The organism is Terriglobia bacterium (genome assembly GCA_020072785.1).
Classification (GTDB): Bacteria; Acidobacteriota; Terriglobia; order Acidiferrales; family UBA7541; genus Acidiferrum.
Genome location: JAIQGG010000001.1, coordinates 598661 through 617022, shown reverse-complemented (window position 1 = coordinate 617022; position 18362 = coordinate 598661). Strand labels below are relative to the sequence as shown.

Below are 18362 nucleotides of genomic sequence, written 5' to 3'. Positions count from 1 at the left end.
GCATACAGGCCTTATTTTTCATTTTCCGAGCCTTCAACCTGTGCAATCGCGGACCGCGCGATGCGAATTTTAACCTGATCGGCAATGCGCAGAATCACCGCTTCGCCGTCAATGCCGGCGACCGTGCCGTAAATGCCGCCGCTGGTGACGACTTTGTCGCCGCTTTTCAGCGCCGCCAGCATCGCCTGGACCTTCTTGCGCTGGCGGCTCTGCGGCAGGATCACCAGAAAATAAAAGATGGCTACCGGGATGACAATCAAAAAGATCGGGCTGCCCAGAAGTCCCGAGTTGCCCTGCGCCTGCAACCATATTGCCCCGAACATTGTCACGTGTCTGCCCGTTCCCTTGCGGCGTCTCCCGCCGCGGATTTTGGCTGTATAGTCCGGCCACCAAGAGAAGCGGCAAAGCGGCAGGAAGTTCCTCTGCCGGTTGAACTTGCCCGATCCTCTACTCGAGTGGACTTGCGGACGGCGTGCGCTTGCCGGCCCCCGCCCTTTGCAAGTGTGACCGCAGAGCGGTCAACACGCGAGGCCCCCCGCATAGCGCGCGTGCATCTCCGAGGAGAAAGACGCGAGTGTCCCAAACGCGATAGCCTCGCGGATTTGACGCATTATGTCAAGGTAAAAGTGGACGTTGTGGTGGGTGGCCAGAATGGCCGCCAGGAGTTCCCCAGAGGCAAACAGGTGCCGCACGTAGGCCCGGGTGTAGCGCGCACACACCGTGCAGGTGCAACTTTCGTCGATGGGCCGCTGGTCATGGGCGTATTGCGCGTTGCGGATGATCATGCGCCCCTGGCTGGTGTACAGGCAGGCGTGGCGCGCCGCGCGCGTGGGCAGCACGCAGTCCATCATGTCGATGCCCAGGGCCACATAATCGGCGAGTTGTTCCGGGCGGCCCACGCCCATCAGGTAGCGCGGGCGGTCTGGGGGCAAGAGCGCGGTCACCTCCGCGGCCATCTCGCAGGTCATGGCGTGCGGCTCGCCCACGGCCAGGCCGCCCACCGCGTAGCCGGGAAAATCGAGATCCAGAAGCTGCCGCGCGCTCTCGCGGCGCAGGTCGGAGAAGGTGGCGCCCTGCACGATGCCGAACTGTACCTGCTGCACTTCGCCGTTGCGGCTGGCGTAGTCCCGGAAAAAGTCGCGGGCGCGGCGGGCCCAGGCCGTGGTGCGCTGGAGCGCCGCTTGCGCCGCGTCGCGCGGCGCGGGCGTTTCGATACATTCGTCCAGTACCATGGCGATGTCCGAACCCAGCGCGAGCTGGATTTCCGCGGCCTTCTCCGGCGTGAGCAGATGCTCGGAGCCGTCCAGATGCGAGCGGAAGCGCACGCCTTCGTCGCTCATCTTGCGCAAATCGGCCAGGCTGAAAACCTGATAGCCGCCCGAATCGGTGAGGATCGCGCCTTTCCAGGACATGAACTGGTGCAGCCCGCCCAGCTTGCGGACGAGTTCGTGCCCCGGCCGCAGATAGAGGTGATAAGTATTGGCGAGGATGATCCCGGCGCCGAGCTCTTCCAGGGTCTCCTGCCGCAGGCTCTTCACCGTAGCCTGCGTGCCCACAGGCATAAACACGGGGGTCTCGATGACTCCGTGCGGAGTCTTCAGGCGCCCGCGGCGCGCGCCCGTCGGATCGGTTTTTTCTACGGTGAAGGAAATGCCCACGTGACAAGTGTAGCAGGCCGGAGGTGTGACTCGTGACCGGCGACGAGTTGCAAGACGGCGGTTAAACCTGGCCAGTCCACCTAGAGCCGGAAGCTTCCGGCCCCGGACGCGTAACGGAACAGCAGGTCCTCTCCCACTTTTTAATTTTTAACTCTCCACTTGCCCCGGAACCGCGGCCAGCAGCTCTCGCGTGTAGACATGTTGCGGCCGCTCCAGCACCTGCTCGGCTGCACCCAACTCGACAAACCGGCCGGCGCGCATCACGGCGATGCGCGTGGCGATCTGCGCCACCACCGGCAGGCTGTGCGAAATGAACAGGTAGGTGAGGCCGAACTCGCTCTGCAGCTCCTGAAGGAGCAGGAGCACCTGCGCGCCCACGGAAACGTCCAGCGCGGAGACGGGCTCGTCGGCCACTACCAGCCTGGGGCGCAGGATCAGCGCCCGGGCGATGCCGATGCGCTGGCGCTGGCCGCCGGAAAATTCGTGCGGGTAGCGCGTGAGGGCGTCGGCGCCCAGGCCCACGCGGCGGAGGATCTCAGCGACGCGTTCGCGCCGCTCCGCGCGCGGCTGCTTGGGCTCGTGGATGGCCAGCGGCTCGGCGACAATCTCGCCCACGCGCATGCGCGGATTCAGCGAGGCGTAAGGGTCTTGGAAAACCATCTGCATCTGCCGGCGCAGCGCGCGCAGTTTTTCGCCGTGCGCCGCGCGCAGGTCTTGGCCCGCAAAGCGGAGTTCGCCCGCGTCCGGCTCGATGAGGCGCAACACCATGCGCGCCAGCGTGGTCTTGCCGCAGCCGGATTCGCCGACGACCGCGAGTGTCTCGCCGGGCGCCAGCGCGAAACTCACGCCATCCACGGCGGTAAATTGTGGCGTAGCGGCCGTCACCGCAGCGCGCCCGGCGAAGACACCGCCGCCGCGGCGGTAGCTTTTCCGCAGATCGCGCGCTTCGAGGAGCATTTCGCCGGCTGTCATCCATCCTGCCTTGACAAAAGGACGCAGCGCGCGGCGTGATCCGGCGTCACGGCGCGCAGTTCCGGCAGCGCGGCGGCGCATTCGGGGCGGCGCTGGGCACAGCGCGGCTCGAAGGCGCAGCCCGGGGGCAGCGCCGTAAGCTGCGGGACCGCGCCGGGAATCGGCACCAGCTGGCTGCGGCGCAGGCGCGGCGACGCGGCGAGCAAGCCTTCGGTGTAGGGATGCCGGGGCCGCGCCAGCACCTCGTGCGCCGGGCCTTCTTCCACGATCCGCCCCGCGTACATCACCGCCACGCGGCCGGCTACCTGCGCAACCACGCCGAGATCGTGGGTGATGAAGAGCAGCCCCAGGCGCAACTCGCGGCGCAGATTGTCCAGCAAGTCGAGGATCTGCTTCTGCACGGTAACGTCGAGCGCGGTGGTTGGTTCGTCGGCGATTAGCAGGCGCGGGCCGCCCGCAAGGGCCATGGCGATCATCGCGCGCTGGCGCAGGCCGCCGGAGAGCTGGTGGGGAAACTGCGCCGCGCGGGCGGCCGGCTCCGGCACCGCCGCGCGTTCGAGAGCGGCCAGAACGCGCCGCTGCACTTCCGCAGTGTTCAGTTGTGGCTCGTGAGCGCGAATGGCCTCCGCGATCTGCGCGCCGACGCGCATTACCGGGTTCAGCGAAGTCATCGGCTCCTGGAAGACCATGGCGATTTCACGCCCGCGCACGGCGCGCCATTCGCGCTCGCTGAACGCCGCGAGATTTTTCCCACAGGATTGCCCGTCCAGCAGGGCTTCGCCGCTCACCCGCGCGCCCTCCGGCAGCAAGCCCATCAACGCCAGCGCCAGCATCGTCTTGCCGCTGCCCGATTCGCCCACGAGGCCCAGCGCTTCCCCCGCGCCGATCTGCAGCGACACGCCGTTCACCGGGCGCACCCAGCCCGCCGGGGTCGCCAGCTCCACCGTCAGGTCTCGCACCTCGAGCAGCTTGTCCACGCGGCCATCATAGACACGAAAGGCAAAAGTCGAAATACGAAATTCGCGGCCTTTCCCCTGGTGCCGTTGCCTGATGCTGCGCAGCGAGCCAAGCGAATCCTCTGCCCGCCCGCGCCGGCCCGGTACAATGTGCGTAGCTCGTTTCCTGCGATGACTGCCGCGACGACAACCCGGGTGGACTGGAAGCTGATCTTCGCGCAGCGCGGATTCCGCTATTTCTTCGTGGCCATGTTCGTCTCCCTGTTCGGCAGCGGGATGAACTTTACCGGAGTGAGCTGGTACATCCTTTCCACCACGCATTCGACGGTGAAGGTGAGCCTGCAGGTGATCGTGGTGACGCTGCCGGGGATGCTGGTGCCGTTTCTCGGCGGGGTGCTGATCGACCGCTTCGACCGCCGCTACCTGGGCGTGGCACTGGACCTGGTGCGCGGCTGCACGGTGCTGGGCACGGCAGCGTTGGCGCACTGGGGCCACCTCGAGCTGTGGCACCTCTACGCCATGACCCTGGTGAACGGCATGGGCTCGGCAATGTACTGGGCCACGGTCAACGCGCTGGTGCAGGAGGTGATCCCGCCGAGCCAGTACACCGGAGCCAGCGCGGCCACGCTCATCGGGGTGCAGAGCGGCATGCTCATTGCCGGGTCGTTCGTGGGCTTCGTCTACGACAGCGCGGGCATCGCCGGGATCCTGGCCATCGACGGCCTGACCTACTTCGTTTCCGCGTTCTGCCTGTACCGCGTGCGGCGCGGCTACATCTCCCCGCGGCAGAAGCAGAATTACCCGCGCGAATATTCCGAAGCCACGGAAGCCACCGCGGAAGCGCTGGAGAGCGGCGAAATGCCCGCCGTCGCCGAAGCGGGGCTGTCGCTGGCCATCTACGCCGACCTGAAGGAAGGCTTCGCGTACCTGAAGCAGCAGCCGGTGGTGCGCGCGCTGGGGGTGACGCACGCGGTAATGATGGCCAGCGTGGTCAGCGCCAACGTGGTGCTGGTGGCGCTGGCCAACGACGTCCTGCGCGCCGGGGCGCGCGGGCTGGGCTTTCTGGAAGCGGGCTGGGCGCTGGGCGCCGTTGCCGGCGGGCTCATCGCCAGCCAGCTGCCGCGGAAGCTGCGCCTGAACGTTTACGTCCTGGCCATGGCCAGCCTCGCGGCGGCGCACCTGGCCATTCCCTTCGTGGCCTTTCTCGCGGGAGCGGTGGCCCTGCAGGCGGCTTCGGGGCTGTGCCGCGCGGTGGGCGGAGTGGTGGCGCAGTCGGCGCTGCTGGGCATCGTGCCGCGGCACTTCATGGGGCGGACGCAATCGGCCATCGCCATCCTCACGACTTCGCTGCAAGTATCCATGAGCGTGGCCCTGGGCTGGATCGCGCAGAGCGCGGGGATCGCCGCCGGCTTCGTGCTGCTGGCCCTGCTCTACGCCGCCGCCACCTTCTCGGCCACGCGCGCCCGCCAGCTTTTGCGATAATCTCAGGAAGCCGCCGGCACAGGGGAGAAGCCGCCCATGGAAATCCGCACCATCCAGCCGTTTCTGCAGTACTTCGAAAACGTGCGCGAGCGCACGTTGCGCGTGGCGCGCTGCATTCCGCCGGACAAGATCGAATGGAGCTGCGCGCCGGGGAAATTTACGCTCGGCGATCTGGTGCGGCACATCGCCGTGGCCGAGCGTCACATGTTCGCGGAAACCATCCAAGGCCGGCCGAGCCGCTACACCAGCCACGGCCAGGAGCTGGCCGCAGGCCGGGAAGCCGTGCTGGCTTTCCTGGAGCGGCTGCACGCGGAATCGCGGGAGATTTTTGCGCGGCTGAGCGGCGAGGAGCTGCAGGGCAAGTGCAAGACGCCGGGCGGGGTGGAAATTCCGGTGTGGAAATGGCTGCGCGCGATGGTCGAACACGAAATCCATCACCGCGGGCAGATCTACATTTATCTCGGCATTCTCGGCGTTCCCACGCCGCCGCTCTACGGACTGACCTCGGAGGAAGTGCGCGCGCGCAGCACCGCTCCCTGAAGTTGCGCGCGCCGCACACCCAGCCGTCGAAGAAGACCCGGTGCCGGAAAGATCTCAACTGCGAATAAGGCAACACGCACCGGCAGGAATAACAAAAACGCCTCCGAGCGTCTCGGAGGCGTTTTTTTGTTTCGTGTTTCGTATTTCGAGTTTCGTGTTTCGGCCGCTCGCCTCTTTTTAGAGGTAATCCCGCGAGGGGCCCTCGAGGAACGCGCGCAGCTTGCGCGAACGCGAGGGGTGGCGCAGCTTGCGCAGAGCCTTGGCTTCGATCTGCCGGATGCGCTCGCGCGTCACCGCAAACGACTGGCCGACTTCCTCGAGGGTGTGCTCCGAGCCGTCGTCCAGGCCGAAACGCATCTTGATGACCTTCTCCTCGCGCGGCGTCAGCGTCTTCAGCACCGAGGAGGTCTGTTCCTTGAGGTTCAGGTTGATGACCGCATCGGAGGGCGAGACCACGGCCTTGTCCTCGATGAAGTCCCCGAGATGCGAATCTTCTTCCTCGCCGATGGGCGTCTCCAGGGAAATCGGTTCCTGCGCGATCTTCAGGATCTTGCGCACCTTTCCCACCGGGATGTCCATGCGCTTGGCGATCTCTTCGCTGGTGGGCTCGCGGCCCAGTTCCTGCACCAGTTGGCGGCTGGTGCGCACGAGCTTGTTGATGGTCTCGATCATGTGCACCGGGATGCGGATGGTGCGCGCCTGATCGGCGATGGCGCGGGTGATGGCCTGGCGGATCCACCACGTCGCGTAGGTGGAAAACTTGTAGCCGCGGCGCCATTCGAACTTGTCCACGGCCTTCATCAGGCCGATGTTGCCTTCCTGGATGAGGTCCAGGAACTGCAGGCCGCGGTTGGTATATTTCTTGGCGATGGAAACAACCAGGCGGAGGTTGGCCTCGATCAGTTCCTTCTTGGCCTGTTCGGCTTCGGCTTCGCCGCGGTGGATGACCACCAGGGTGCGCTTCAGGTCGGTCACGCCGACTTCGCTCCGCTCGGCGATGTCCTTCAGCTCGGAGCGCCGCGAGCGCAGCTCCTTGCGCGCCTCCGAGGCCGTCTCGCCCTTGGAGGCGTCCACTCGGCGCTCCAGGCGGCCCGCTTCGCGCTCCAGCGACTGCAGGCGCTCGATGGTGCCGCGCATCTTGTCGATCAGGCGCTTCTTCTCGAAGGGGTTGAACTCGAAATCGCGCATGCCCAGGGAGATCTCGATGCGCGTGCGCGAAAGCTCCCACTTCGCGCGGACATACTGCCTCTTCTTGGATTTCTGGATCTTTTCGAGCTTCGCGGCGAGCTTCAGCGCCGTCTCGTAGAGCTTCTCGATCTTTTCGATCTTCTTCAGGGTCTGCTTGGTCTTGTTGGCGATCTTCTCTTCGGTGAGCTCTTCATCGTCGAACTGCACGATCTCTTTGATGGAGCGCGCGCCCTTGCGCAAGTCCTCGCCCACGGCGATCAGCTCCTTGATGACGATCGGCGAGCGGGTGATGGTCTTCATCACCACCAGCTGCCCGCGCTCGATGCGCTTGGCGATGGCCACTTCGCCCTCGCGGGTCAGCAGCGGCACCGTGCCCATCTCGCGCAGGTACATGCGCACCGGGTCGTTGGTCTTCTCCAGCGCCCCGGGGGTCAGGTCCAGCTCGGACTCTTCGGCGTGCGGCTCTTCCCGGGTTTCGGCTTCCGCGCCGGGCTCGGCCAGCTCCAGCGCCGCGCGCGCGGCCTTGGCCGTCGCGGCGTCTTCGTAGATGTCGATGCCGTAGCGCTCGAAGGTCGAGAGCAGGTCGTCGATCTCTTCGGAGGAATGCACCTCGGCCGGAAGGGTGTCGTTGACCTCGTCGTACAGCAGATACCCGCGCTCCTTGCCCATGGCAATGAGCTGCCGTACGGCATCATATTTTTCTTCAAGAGCCAGCGCCACGAAACTCCTCCGCCTTTACCGCAAATTTTCCGTCCGGCTGCCGCGCGCCTGCTGCGCGCATCACTTCCGCAATGCCCATAAAACGCCCATGCCGCGCGGGGCCGTCATCCGTCAGGAGCAGCCAGATGCTCCCCGGAGGCGCGCTATCCGCCGCACAAGGAACAGGCGAAATCTCCCTGTTCGACGATCATTTGTCGTGAGATTCCTTCCGCACCGCTGCCCGCTCACCGGCTTCCCCGCGCTGTCCTTCTTGCGCCAGGGGAGAAGATGTCCCTCAGCCCTGAGAACATCCTTACCGTATAGATGCAAAACGGGGCAGTTCCGTTACCCGCTAAACCCTAGTACGTTACACACTTGAGTCCCATCCCGTCAACGTCCTTCTTCCACCCCCCGCGCCTACGATTCCCGCTATCCGTGGCGTCGGGGGCCTGCGTTTGTCCTCCGGAGGCTGGGGCCGAGCCGCGTGCAGAGGCGTAACGTAACTGCCAGTGTGCGCAAGACTTATCAGGAGGCTATTGCGGGCGTTCCGGGGACTCGGGCGACGGCAGCATCTGGCGCATCAGCGTCTGCTTGCGCTCCAGCAGAGCGCGCATCTGCGGCCCCGAAGGGCTGGCTTCGATCTGCCGCTGCAATTCCGCCAGTTCGCGCTCCATCCGGCGCTTGCGCAGGGCCTCCAGGCAGCTCTCCGCCTCTTCCCAGCGGGCCTCGATCGGTCCTTCGAAGAGAATCTCGAATAGCAGCCGCCGCTCGCGCTCCTCGAGCATCCCCGCCAGTTCCGTCACCTGCACCGGCTCCCCGGAAAGATTGGCCAGAATCAGCGCGGCGATGATCTTCTCCGTTTCCAGGCCTAGATAGAGCTGGCTCTCCTGCAGGTGCTGCGCCAGGACCACGCGGAATTCCTCGGCCTCGGCCAGCATGCGGATCAGCCGCCGCTCCACGGGACGCGCCGGACGGCCGACCAGCTCGGGTTTGGCCTTCACTTCGCTGCGCCGCTCCGCCGCGGCCTTGCGCAGCGATTCGCGCAGCACCGGTTCATCCACGCGCAATTGCTGGGAAACGCGCGTGGCCCATTCCGAGCGCAGCAGCTTGTTGGGAATTTTCTGCAGGTAGGGCATCAGGTAGTTCACCGCGCGCAGCTTGCCCTCACCGGTGGTCAGATCCATTTGCCGGGCCCGCGCGATCAGGTAATCCACGTACGGCGGCGCCTCCTTCAGCTGCTGGAGATAGGCCCCGGCGCCCTTCTCGCGGATGAACAGGTCCGGGTCGGCTTTCTTATCGCCAATCGGCGGCAGCGCCAGGACACGCACTTCGAAATCCTGCTCCAGCAGCAGCGCCAGCGAGCGCTCCGTGGCCGCCTGTCCCGCGGTGTCCGGGTCGTAGTTCACCACCACGCGCCTGGTAAAGCGGCCCAGGAGCTTGATCTGCGGCTCGGCGAGGCTCGTGCCGCAACTGGCCACCACGTTGCTCACCCCCGCGCGGGCCACCGCGATGGCGTCCATGTAGCCTTCGACCAGCACCGCGAAATCCTGGCGGCGCAGCGCTTCCTTGGCGCGGTCCATGTGGTAGAGCACGTTGCTCTTCGAATAGATGGGCGTCTCCGGCGAATTCAGGTACTTGGGCATGTCGTCGCCGAGTGCCCGCCCGCCGAAGGCCACGATCTTTCCCGCTTCGTTGGCGATGGGGAAAATGACGCGGCGTCGAAAGCGGTCGAAGAGCCGGCCGCTCTGATCGCGGGAGATGAGCCCGGACTCCAGGAGGAGTTTGTCGGGATAGCGCTGTTTCAGATGGCGCAGCAGGACGTCGCCGCCGCTGGGCGCGTAGCCCAGACCGAAGCGCGCCATCGCTTCCTTATCCAGGCCGCGGTCTTCCAGATACGCGCGCGCCGCCTTGCCCTCCGCCGTGCCCTCCAGGCACTTCACGAAGAACGCCTGGGCCTCGCGGTGCATCTCCACGAGCTGCGCGCGCTGCTGGTTCTCCTTGCGCTCTTCCGGCGAACGCTCCCGCGGCGCGGGAACCGCGATGCCGCATTTCTCCGCGACCGTGCGCACGGCTTCCGGAAAGCCGCATTTCTCCATCTCCATGACGAACTGGAAGACGTCGCCGCCGACGCCGCAGCCGAAGCAGTGATAGATCTGCTTCACCGGATGCACCGCGAACGACGGCGACTTCTCGGAGTGGAAGGGGCACAGCCCGGTGAAGTTCTGCCCGCTCTTCTTCAGCCGCACGTATTCGCCCACCACGCGGACGATGTCCGCCTGCTGCTTCACCTTGTCCGCGAATGATCCCGCTTCCGCCATGGTTCGAAGTACGAAATTCGAAACTCGAAATTGCTCCTAACTCTTCGCCTGCGCCTTGGCACTCTGCCTGGCCTGCGTGGAACGAATATACCCGTTCAAGGTTTGGATGACACGTTGGGCTAGATCATCCATGAGGCGATGTTCCGCGGCGGTGAAATAGCCTTCATCCTGGGCTGTGACCAGATGGTCGCGCACTTCAAAGGCCGAACCGCGTGCCTGGCGGCAAAACTGGATATTTTCCTGATACGAATACCGTCCAAATCCTTCGGCAATGTTTGCCGTGATGGAGATCGCAGCGCGCCGCACCTGGGAAGCAAGAGAATATTTCTCATCGGGAGGAAACTTTCGAGTCAGCGAGTAGATGTTCTTACGCAGCTCCCTGGCCAGTTTCCACACGGCCAAGTCTGTGAAATCCCGGATTCGTGCATCGCCGTGCACCGCGGAAAGGCCGATTTTCGAATTTCGCATTTCGAGTTTCGGATCAGCCATCTTCATGCCCGTAATTCTACAACTGTAATGGCTTTGCCGCCGCGCTCTTCGGCTTCGAAGGCAAAGCGCTCGACCAGTGGATGGCTGGAAAGAAATTCCGCCAGGCCTTTGCGCAGCGCGCCGGTGCCGTGGCCGTGGATGATGCGCACGCGCACCAGGTTGGCGAGCGTGGCCTCGTCGAGGAATTTGTCCACGCGGCGCGTGGCTTCCTCCACGGTCAAGCCGATCACGTTGATCTCGCCAGTGGCCGCGCCTTCGCCGGGTGCGGCGTGGACCGTGACGCCGCGCGGCTTCCCCGGCGCGGCGGCCTTGCCGGGGGCGCGCGGCGCCTCGACGCCGGTGATCTCCTCGACGGCCACTTTCATGCGCAGCGGGCCGGCTTCCACTTCGGCGGAGGAGCCATCGAGGCGGCGCAGCACGACCGGCTGGCGAAATCCTTTCACGATGAGGCGCGCGCCGGGCACCAGCCGCTCCGCGCTGACCGCTTCGGCCGGGGCCACGCCCGGGCCGAGGTCGGCCTGCGATTCCGAAAGCGTTTGCACCACGGCGGCGTTCAGCTCTTCCTTGGCCTCGCCGCGCACCTCCTGCATCTTGCGCCGCGCGCTCTTCTCCATCTGCGCGCGCAGCTCGCGTTCCTTCACAGCTTCCACAACGCCCGCGACGTTGTGGTCGAAGCGCTTCTGCATCTCCGCGAATTTCACTTCCAGCTCGGCGATGCGCTTCTGCTGGCGCTCGACCCACTCGGTGCGCAGCTTTTTCCGTTCCTGCTCAAGCGCGTGGCGCTCGTCGGTCATCTGCTGGCGCATGCGGTCCAGCTCGTCGCGGCTGCGGTGCAGGTAGGCGATCAGGTCGGCGGCCTCGCGCGTCTCCGGCGCCAGCAGCGCCCGGGCCCGCGCGATGATCGGCGCGCCGATGCCCAGCCGCTGCGCGATGGCGATGCCGCTCGAGCCGCCCGGCACGCCCACCATCAGGCGGTAGGTCGGCCGCAGGTTCACGTCGTCGAACTCCACCGCGGCGTTGACCACGCCCGGCGTCGTCGAAGCGTAACTCTTCAGCCGGTCGTGGTGTGTGGTCGCCAGCACGATGCAGTTCTTCGCGCGAAACTCGTCGAGCAGCGCCACGGCCAGCGCAGCGCCCTCTTCCGGCGCCGTGCCTGTGCCCATTTCGTCCACCAGCACCAGCGAGCGCGGCGTCGCGGCCTCGAGCATCGCTTTCAAGTTGAACATGTGCGCGGAAAACGTGGAGAGGTCCGCGGCAATCGACTGCTCGTCGCCGATATCCACGAGCACGCGGTCGAAGAGCGGCAGGACCGCGCGCTGCGCCGTCACCGGAATCCCGGACTGCGCGGCCAGGGCGGCCATGCCCGTGGTCTTCAGCGCCACGGTCTTGCCGCCGGTGTTCGGCCCGCTGATCACCAGCACGCGCTCTTCGCCGCCGAGCGCCAGCGTCATGGGCACGATGGCGCGGCCCTCGCGCCGCAGCTTGTCCTCCAGCACCGGATGCCGCGCATCCACCAGCCGCAGCGCGGGCGTATCGCTGAACTCCGGAATCGCGGCGTCGAATTCGCGGGCAAAGCGCGCCCGCGCAAACACGCTGTCTACCTCGGCGATGGTCTGCGCCGCGCGCTGCAGCTCGGGAAGCTGCATCTGCAGCCGCCGGGTAAGCTCCTGCAGGATGCGCGTGATTTCCGCGGCCTCTTCTTCGGCCAGCTGCACCAGCTGGTTGTTGGCGTCGAGCGCTTCGAGCGGCTCGAGGAAGAGCGTCTGCCCGGTGGCGCTCGCGCCGTGCACCACGCCGGGCACGGCGCGGCGGTGTTCCGCGCGCACCGGAATCACGAAGCGGTCGTTGCGCAGCGTGACGTAGTCCTCGCCGGCCCCGGCCCCGCGCGCGCGCAGGATCTGCTTCAGCAATTTCTGGATGGAGTCGCGCGTCTGCACCGCGCTGGCGCGGATGCGGCGCAGCGCCGGCGAGGCGTCGTCGCTGATTTCGCCGTTCGGGAGGATGCAGCGGCGGATGGCCGTGAGCGGGGCGCGGAAATCGGCGAGCGCAGCCGCGCGCGACGCCAGCTCCGGGAATTTCTCCGCGGTCTCCCCGCGAAATTGCTGCTGCAGCCAGCCCGCCGTCTCCAGCAGCGACGCCGCATCGAGCAGCTGCGCGGGATCGAGGATCGCGCCTACCGCGGCGTCCGCGGCGGCTTCTTCCGGCGCCAGCAGCGCCAGCCACGGCTGCGGATCGGCCAGCGCGCCGAAGCCCAGCTCCTGGCCGGCGCGCAGCCACTCCCGCGCCTCGCGGATCAGCGCGAAGGCCGCGTCCAGCGCGGCGCGCTCCGCGTCCGGGGCCAGCGCGTCCACCGCGCGGCACCCCGGCGCGCACGTCGTCCTCCGCCGCAGCAGCTCGCGCAGCCCGTCAAATTCCAGCACCTCGACCGCTGTCCTCGACATCTTCTCTTTCGCTGAAACCGAAGGAATCCGAAACTCGAAATTTGAAACGCGTAACTCGTCTAGGGCGCGGCCGGGGCCTGGCCCAGGTCTTCCACCAGGGCGACGCACAACGCATCGAGCGCCGCCGTGGCTTCGTGATTCGTCGCACCCTGATTGTTCGACAAAATCGCAAAGATCACTTGCCGCCCCCCGGGCAGCTCCGCGAACCCGGAGAGTGAGCGCACGTGCTCGACCGAGCCGGTCTTGGCGTGGATGCGCCCCGCCGCCGGCGTATTCTTCAGGCGGTCGAGCAGCGTGCCGTCCGCGCCGGCCACCGGCAGCGACGCGTAGTACGCGGGGAACCACGTCTGGCGCGCGGCATACTGCAGCAGCGTGACCACCGCCCGCGGCGTCACCAAGTCGTGCCGCGACAGCCCCGAGCCGTCCGTCTGGATGACGTCCCCGGCCGCGATGCCCGCCTCGGCGTAAAACTCCGCGGCAAACTTCGCCAGGTCCTCCGCCGTGCTCCACGGACCTCTCTGCCGCGCCGCCGCGCGCAGCAGCAGCTCCGTGTGCAGGTTCTCGCTCATTTTGTTCACCGTCTGCACGGCGTCCGCCAGCGGCACCGAGAGATGTTCGGCCAGCACCTGAGATTCGCGCGCCGGACCCACGAGGCCATGGGACGCCGGCGGCTCGTGCTGCGCCCGCGCCGTGCCGCGCACACGCACCCCGCGCTCCTCCAGCAAGCGCTTCAGCAGCGCCGCGGCGTGTTCGGCGGGCTCCTCGATCGCCAGGAGCATCTTGCGCGGCTCGCCCTTCAGCGGATAGGTGCCGCGCAGGACCACCAGCGGCGCTCCGGGCTCGCGGGTCAGCGTCAGGTCCGGCTTCGCGCCCGGCGGCGACGTGAGCACTTCGTTGCGCAGGGTGAAATCGCGCGTCCACGGCTCGAGAGTCACCGCCGCGGGCTTTCCCGGTGCCGCGCCCGGCACCAGCGTCAGCGTCACCGTGTTGTCATTTACCACGATGGCGGAGACCGCCGCGCCGTACGACCACACCATGTCGTCCACTTCCCAGCCGCTGGGATAGCGTTCGCGCGGAAAGTAGCTGTCGTCGGCCACCACGTCGCCGCGGATCTCGCGCAGGCCCCGCGCCACGGCCTGATCCACCAGCTCCGCCAGCGCTCTCTCCGGCGCGCCGTCGAACTCCGCTTCTTTCACGAAAGGGAACTTGCGGCTGGAAAGATTCGGATCGCCGCGTCCCACCAGCACCAGGTCACCCGCCAGCCGGCCCTTCCTGGAGAGCGCGCCGCGCGTCTCCAGCGTGGTGCGGAAGCGGTAGTCCGGGCCGAGGCGCGCCAGCGCCAGGGCCGTGGTGAACAGCTTCATGTTGGAAGCCGGCACGAAATAGTTCTCCGCGTCGCGCTGGTAAACCGTCTCCCCGGACTGCGCGTCCACGACGAGGATTCCCCACTCGGCTTTGCCGGCCGGCGCAGCGCCCAGCAGTTTTTCGGCGTCGTCCGCGAAACGCTTCTTCCCTTCCGGGGAGAGCGCGGCTTCGCCCGCGCCGCCAAGCACCGCGCAGCAGACAGGCTGCGCCGCGTCTTTCGCCACGGCGGGCGGCTGCTGCGCAAACCCCGCCGCGGCTCCGCCAAGCCACATGCCCAGCGCCAGCGCAACTCCCCTGCCTCTCCCGCTTCGCAAAACGTACACGCCGCACTCCTTCCAGGCCACCGGGACAAGGGCTAGTCTAGCAGGCCGCGGGCCAACCGTACCCCCGTCCCCGGCATCTTACCGCTTCAGGTCCAGCCGCAAGGCTGGCGCTGCAAAGCATCGTTGCACCCGCTTCGCAGAACCCCTATGATGAACCAGCCCAGAGAAAACCGACGAGGTGAATTGTGAGCAAGCGCATCCTATCTCTACTGACAATCCTGGCACTCACCGTCCTTCCGCTTTCGGCCGAGGACAAGAAGGAAACCGATCGGCTGGACAACTGCGGCACCGTTCTCAAGGAAATCCTGGATGTTCCCGATGACATTCCCAGCGACTTGCTGGACAAGGCCGAGTGCGTCATCGTGATTCCCTCGGTGGTCAAGATCGCCTTCGGCTTCAGCGGCAACTACGGCAAGGGCGCCATGACCTGCCGCACCGGTGAACACTACACCGGGCCGTGGAGCGCTCCGGCCATGATGCGTCTGGAAGGCGTGGGCGTGGGCTTCCAGCTCGGCGGCCAGGCCACCGACTTCGTGATCCTGGTGATGAACCCGCGCGGCGCCAAGGCGCTGCTGAAAAGCAAAGTGAAGCTCGGCGCCGATGCCGCCGCAGCCGCCGGTCCCAAGGGCCGCGACGCCGCGGCCGCCAGCGATGTCACCATGCGCGCCGAAATGCTCACCTACTCGCGCTCGCGCGGCCTTTTCGCCGGCATCTCTCTCGAGGGCTCGACGCTGCGCCAGGACAACCGCTCCAACGAAAAAATCTACGGGCGCAAGATCGGAGCCGAGGACATTATCCGCAAGGGCGCCGCGCGCACTCCCCCTAGCGGCCAGCAACTCGTTGCGCTGCTCAACAAGAAGTCGCCCAAGAATCTCTCGGATCCGGAATCCCTGAAGTAGCTTCCGGAAAAATGGATCGCGGAACACCCGGCGCGCTTTGTCTTTTCCCCGCGCGCCGGGTATTCTTTTCGCCGCCACTGCGAAGGGAGCCGCCGTGTCTTGTCCCCTCTGCGAAAAGAGAAAATCCGTGCGCTTCTGCCCGGCCAAGGGCGAAACGATCTGCCCGGTCTGCTGCGGCACGGCGCGCGAAGTGACCATTGACTGCCCGCCCGGCTGCGCCTATCTCGTCGCCGCGCACCGCTACGAGGACGCGCATCAGCGCCCCGTTCCCGCGGACACTCCGTTCCTCGGCGTGGACCTCCCCCGCGACGTCATCCACACCCGCCAGTCCCTGCTCGAGGGCCTGGCCTTCAGCATCGCCAAGTTTGCCGCCGCGCAGCCTGCCGCCAACGATCCCGATGTCCTCGCCGCCCTGCAGGCCCTCGCGGAAACCTGGAAAACTCTGGCCAGCGGCATCCATTACGAAAGACCGCCCGAGGCCTCCGCGGCGCGCGCTCTCTACAGCGAGCTCACGCAATTCCTCCGCGAAGCCAGACAGCACGAAGCCGGGCAACCCGGTCTCCCGCCCGCTGTTGACCGCTTCGCAGTCACCGAAATAAAGGACGGCGAGATCTTCGCCCTGCTCGTCTTCCTCTACCGCATGGGCCTGCTGCGCAGCAACGGCCGCCCGCGCTCCCGGCGCTTTGTCGAGTTCCTGCGCAGCCAGTTCTCGCAGTCCCCCGAGCTGCAGCGCGCCGAACCGCGCATCATCATGCCGTAGTTCCGCTCGCGCCGTGGCGGACCGCGCCGCTTCGCGGGATTCGCCTTTTCTTTGCCTGTACTTCCTGGCAGTGCACTTCCGGGTAAAACACCCGCTCCCGCGCCTTGTTCCTCCCCGGGGTCTTTGCTCTAATCACAGGAGAAACCCTCAGTGGTGCCCGGCGGCCGGCCCCGGACCTCCGGCAAGGTTCGCAGCGAGCATCCCTGTGCGTTGGAGGCGAATTCCCATGAAGGCATTCTTCCGTGTTTTACTGGCAGCACTCGCGGCCGTGGTTCTCACCGGCGGCAGTTTTGCGCGCACCAGCTTGGCCAGCCCGCGACCGGTTCCGGCTGCGCCGCAGGAGCAGGCGAGCTTGTATTGCGCCTCCGACGACATGCACCGCAATCAGTGTCCCGCGGATACGCGCGACGGCGTGCAGCTCCTCCGCCAGCGCAGCGAAGCCGCCTGTGTCTTCAACCAGACCTGGGGCTATGACGACCGCGGCATCTGGGTGGATCGCGGCTGCCGCGCCGACTTTCAGACCGGCACAGCCCGCTGGAGCGGCTGGGGACAAACCTTCACCATCTACTGCTCCTCCGAGGACATGGAGCGCAATTTCTGCCCCACCGACACGCATCATGGGGTGCGCCTGGCGCGCCAGCGCAGCGAAACCGACTGCCTCTACGGCCGCACCTGGGGCTACACCCCCCGCGGCATCTGGGTGGACCACGGCTGCCGCGCCGATTTCGAAATCGGCAATGCCGGCTGGACGGCCGGCGGTGACTCGCAGTCCATCTATTGCGCTTCCCCGGTGCTGGGCCGCCATTACTGCGAGGCCGACACCAGCCGTGGGGCGCGCCTGATCCGCCAGCGCAGCGATACCGACTGCGTCTACGGCCGCACCTGGGGCTACGATGAACGCGGCATCTGGGTAGAACATGGCTGCCGGGGCGATTTCCAGATCGCTGCCGGCGATGGCGATGGCGACGAGGATGACGCGAGCGCCGTTCCGGACGTACAGTCCATCTACTGCGCCTCCGACGACATGGGCCGCCATCGTTGCTGGGCCAACACGCGCAACGGCGTGCGCCTGCTCCGCCAAATCAGCGAAGCGCCCTGCGACTACAACCGCACCTGGGGCTACGACCAGCGCGGCATCTGGGTGGACCGCGGCTGCCGCGCCGATTTCCGCGTTGGCGCCGGGGCCCAGGCCCCGGTGGAAACCACCGCTTCCTCCACGCTCTACTGCGCCTCGGATGACATGGGCTGGCACGCCTGCCCCGCCGATACCCGCGGCGGCGTGCGGCTCCTGCAGCAGCGCAGCGAAGCGCAATGCATCTACAACCAGACCTGGGGCTACGACGACCGCAACATCTGGGTCGACCGCGGCTGCCGTGCCGACTTCCAGATCGCCGGCCGCGCCAACGCCGCGCCTGCCCCAAGCGTCACCGCCACTCCGGCGGCTTCGTTCTACTGCGGCTCCGAGGACATGAAGTGGCACGCCTGCCCCGTCGATGCCCGCGGTGGCGTGCGCCTGCTGCAACAACGCAGCGAAGCACAATGCATCTACAACCAGACCTGGGGCTACGACGACCGCAACATCTGGGTGGACCGCGGCTGCCGCGCCGACTTCCAGATCGGCGGCAACGAGCCGGCCCCGCACGGCCGGGTCACGACCCTGTACTGCGCCTCCGATGACAAGGGTCTGCACAATTGCCCCGCCGATACCACCGGCGGAGTCCGCCTCGTCAACCAGCGCAGCAAGAAGCCCTGCGTGCAGTGGGATAGCTGGGGCTACGATGCCCGCGGCGTGTGGGTCGGCAACGGCTGCAAAGCCGATTTCGAGATTGGCGGCGGGGACGACAGCGCCGTCACTTCCGTCTACTGCGCCTCCGACGACCAGCGGCGCCACGCCTGCGCCGCCAGCACGCGCCAGGGCGTGGAACTCCTCCGGCAGCGCAGCGAAGCCGAGTGTTTCTTCGGCCGCACCTGGGGCTACGACGACCATGGCGTCTGGGTGGACCGCGGCTGCCGCGCCGATTTTCAGCTGCACAGCGATTGGAAGTCCGGCGGAAACACCACCTCTGTGTCCTGCGCTTCCGACGACATGAAGCGTCACGCCTGTGCCGCCGATACGCGCCGGGGCGTGCGGCTCACCCGCCAGCACAGCGAAGCCAAGTGCATTTTCGGACAGAGCTGGGGTTACGACCAGCAGGGCATCTGGGTGGATCGCGGGTGCCGCGCCGACTTCGAGGTCTGGCGTCCGCGCTGATCGGCATTCCGCGCGCCGCTT

14 protein-coding genes are annotated in these 18362 nt (G+C 66.7%); 5 read left to right on the top strand and 9 right to left on the bottom strand.

From position 1 onward, the window contains the following. Positions 1–11: 11 nt before the first annotated feature. The 4 genes from yajC to LAN61_02655 form a co-directional block, all read right to left on the bottom strand. Complete coding sequence (yajC, locus tag LAN61_02670; protein MBZ5539403.1) at positions 12–329, bottom strand: preprotein translocase subunit YajC; 318 nt, start codon at positions 327–329, stop codon at positions 12–14. A gap of 189 nt (positions 330–518) precedes the next feature. Further along, on the bottom strand, positions 519–1658 hold the full coding sequence (gene tgt, locus LAN61_02665; protein MBZ5539402.1) for a tRNA guanosine(34) transglycosylase Tgt: 1140 nt from the start codon (positions 1656–1658) through the stop codon (positions 519–521). Between the two features lie 147 nt (positions 1659–1805). After that, positions 1806–2630 (bottom strand): ATP-binding cassette domain-containing protein, encoded by an 825-nt coding sequence (locus LAN61_02660; protein ID MBZ5539401.1) that lies wholly within the window; start codon positions 2628–2630, stop codon positions 1806–1808. Further along, on the bottom strand, positions 2627–3907 hold the full coding sequence (locus LAN61_02655) for an ABC transporter ATP-binding protein (GenBank protein ID MBZ5539400.1): 1281 nt from the start codon (positions 3905–3907) through the stop codon (positions 2627–2629). The genes LAN61_02660 and LAN61_02655 overlap by 4 nt, the downstream gene beginning before the upstream one ends. Between LAN61_02655 and LAN61_02650 the strand changes: the two genes are divergently transcribed. Both LAN61_02650 and LAN61_02645 read left to right on the top strand, forming a co-directional pair. Further along, positions 3863–5068 carry an MFS transporter gene (locus LAN61_02650; GenBank protein ID MBZ5539399.1) on the top strand — a complete coding sequence of 402 codons (1206 nt, stop codon included), beginning with the start codon at positions 3863–3865 and terminating at the stop codon, positions 5066–5068. The genes LAN61_02655 and LAN61_02650 overlap by 45 nt on opposite strands. 36 nt (positions 5069–5104) lie before the next feature. Then, on the top strand, positions 5105–5608 hold the full coding sequence (locus tag LAN61_02645) for a DinB family protein (protein ID MBZ5539398.1): 504 nt from the start codon (positions 5105–5107) through the stop codon (positions 5606–5608). 177 nt (positions 5609–5785) lie between these two features. On the opposite strand, the gene rpoD is transcribed toward LAN61_02645, so the two are convergent. The 5 genes from rpoD to dacB form a co-directional block, all read right to left on the bottom strand. Next, positions 5786–7510, bottom strand: a complete 1725-nt coding sequence (gene rpoD / locus LAN61_02640) for an RNA polymerase sigma factor RpoD (GenBank protein ID MBZ5539397.1) — start codon at positions 7508–7510, stop codon at positions 5786–5788. Positions 7511–8028: 518 nt separating this feature from the next. After that, on the bottom strand, positions 8029–9813 hold the full coding sequence (dnaG, locus tag LAN61_02635; protein MBZ5539396.1) for a DNA primase: 1785 nt from the start codon (positions 9811–9813) through the stop codon (positions 8029–8031). A gap of 36 nt (positions 9814–9849) precedes the next feature. Then, positions 9850–10308: a four helix bundle protein gene (locus LAN61_02630; protein MBZ5539395.1), complete on the bottom strand. Its 459-nt coding sequence runs from the start codon at positions 10306–10308 to the stop codon at positions 9850–9852. Next, positions 10305–12743, bottom strand: coding sequence for a Smr/MutS family protein (locus LAN61_02625; protein ID MBZ5539394.1), 2439 nt, complete (start codon positions 12741–12743; stop codon positions 10305–10307). The genes LAN61_02630 and LAN61_02625 overlap by 4 nt, the downstream gene beginning before the upstream one ends. A gap of 59 nt (positions 12744–12802) precedes the next feature. Beyond that, positions 12803–14431 (bottom strand): D-alanyl-D-alanine carboxypeptidase/D-alanyl-D-alanine-endopeptidase, encoded by a 1629-nt coding sequence (dacB, locus tag LAN61_02620; GenBank protein MBZ5539393.1) that lies wholly within the window; start codon positions 14429–14431, stop codon positions 12803–12805. A 185-nt stretch (positions 14432–14616) separates the two neighbouring features. Between dacB and LAN61_02615 the strand changes: the two genes are divergently transcribed. From LAN61_02615 to LAN61_02605, 3 genes are all read left to right on the top strand, one after another. After that, a complete protein-coding gene (locus LAN61_02615) occupies positions 14617–15330 on the top strand; it encodes a lipid-binding SYLF domain-containing protein (protein ID MBZ5539392.1) in 714 nt (237 codons plus the stop codon). Between the two features lie 127 nt (positions 15331–15457). Continuing rightward, positions 15458–16090 (top strand): hypothetical protein, encoded by a 633-nt coding sequence (locus LAN61_02610; protein ID MBZ5539391.1) that lies wholly within the window; start codon positions 15458–15460, stop codon positions 16088–16090. 226 nt (positions 16091–16316) lie between these two features. Beyond that, a complete protein-coding gene (locus LAN61_02605; GenBank protein ID MBZ5539390.1) occupies positions 16317–18341 on the top strand; it encodes a DUF3011 domain-containing protein in 2025 nt (674 codons plus the stop codon). The last annotated feature ends 21 nt before the right edge of the window (positions 18342–18362 follow it).

Bases quoted from the DNA above. Each gene is read 5' to 3' on its own strand.
- LAN61_02660 (MBZ5539401.1), bottom strand. From the start codon at position 2,630: ATGACAGCCGGCGAAATGCTCCTCGAAGCGCGCGATCTGCGGAAAAGC.
- LAN61_02655 (MBZ5539400.1), bottom strand. From the start codon at position 3,907: ATGCGTGGTGGAAAGGATGTACCAGCTCACTCCGGTAAAGTTCATCCC.
- dnaG (MBZ5539396.1), bottom strand. From the start codon at position 9,813: ATGGCGGAAGCGGGATCATTCGCGGACAAGGTGAAGCAGCAGGCGGAC.
- LAN61_02645 (MBZ5539398.1), top strand. From the start codon at position 5,105: ATGGAAATCCGCACCATCCAGCCGTTTCTGCAGTACTTCGAAAACGTG.
- LAN61_02625 (MBZ5539394.1), bottom strand. From the start codon at position 12,743: ATGTCGAGGACAGCGGTCGAGGTGCTGGAATTTGACGGGCTGCGCGAG.
- LAN61_02605 (MBZ5539390.1), top strand. From the start codon at position 16,317: ATGAAGGCATTCTTCCGTGTTTTACTGGCAGCACTCGCGGCCGTGGTT.
- LAN61_02650 (MBZ5539399.1), top strand. From the start codon at position 3,863: ATGAACTTTACCGGAGTGAGCTGGTACATCCTTTCCACCACGCATTCG.
- LAN61_02630 (MBZ5539395.1), bottom strand. From the start codon at position 10,308: ATGAAGATGGCTGATCCGAAACTCGAAATGCGAAATTCGAAAATCGGC.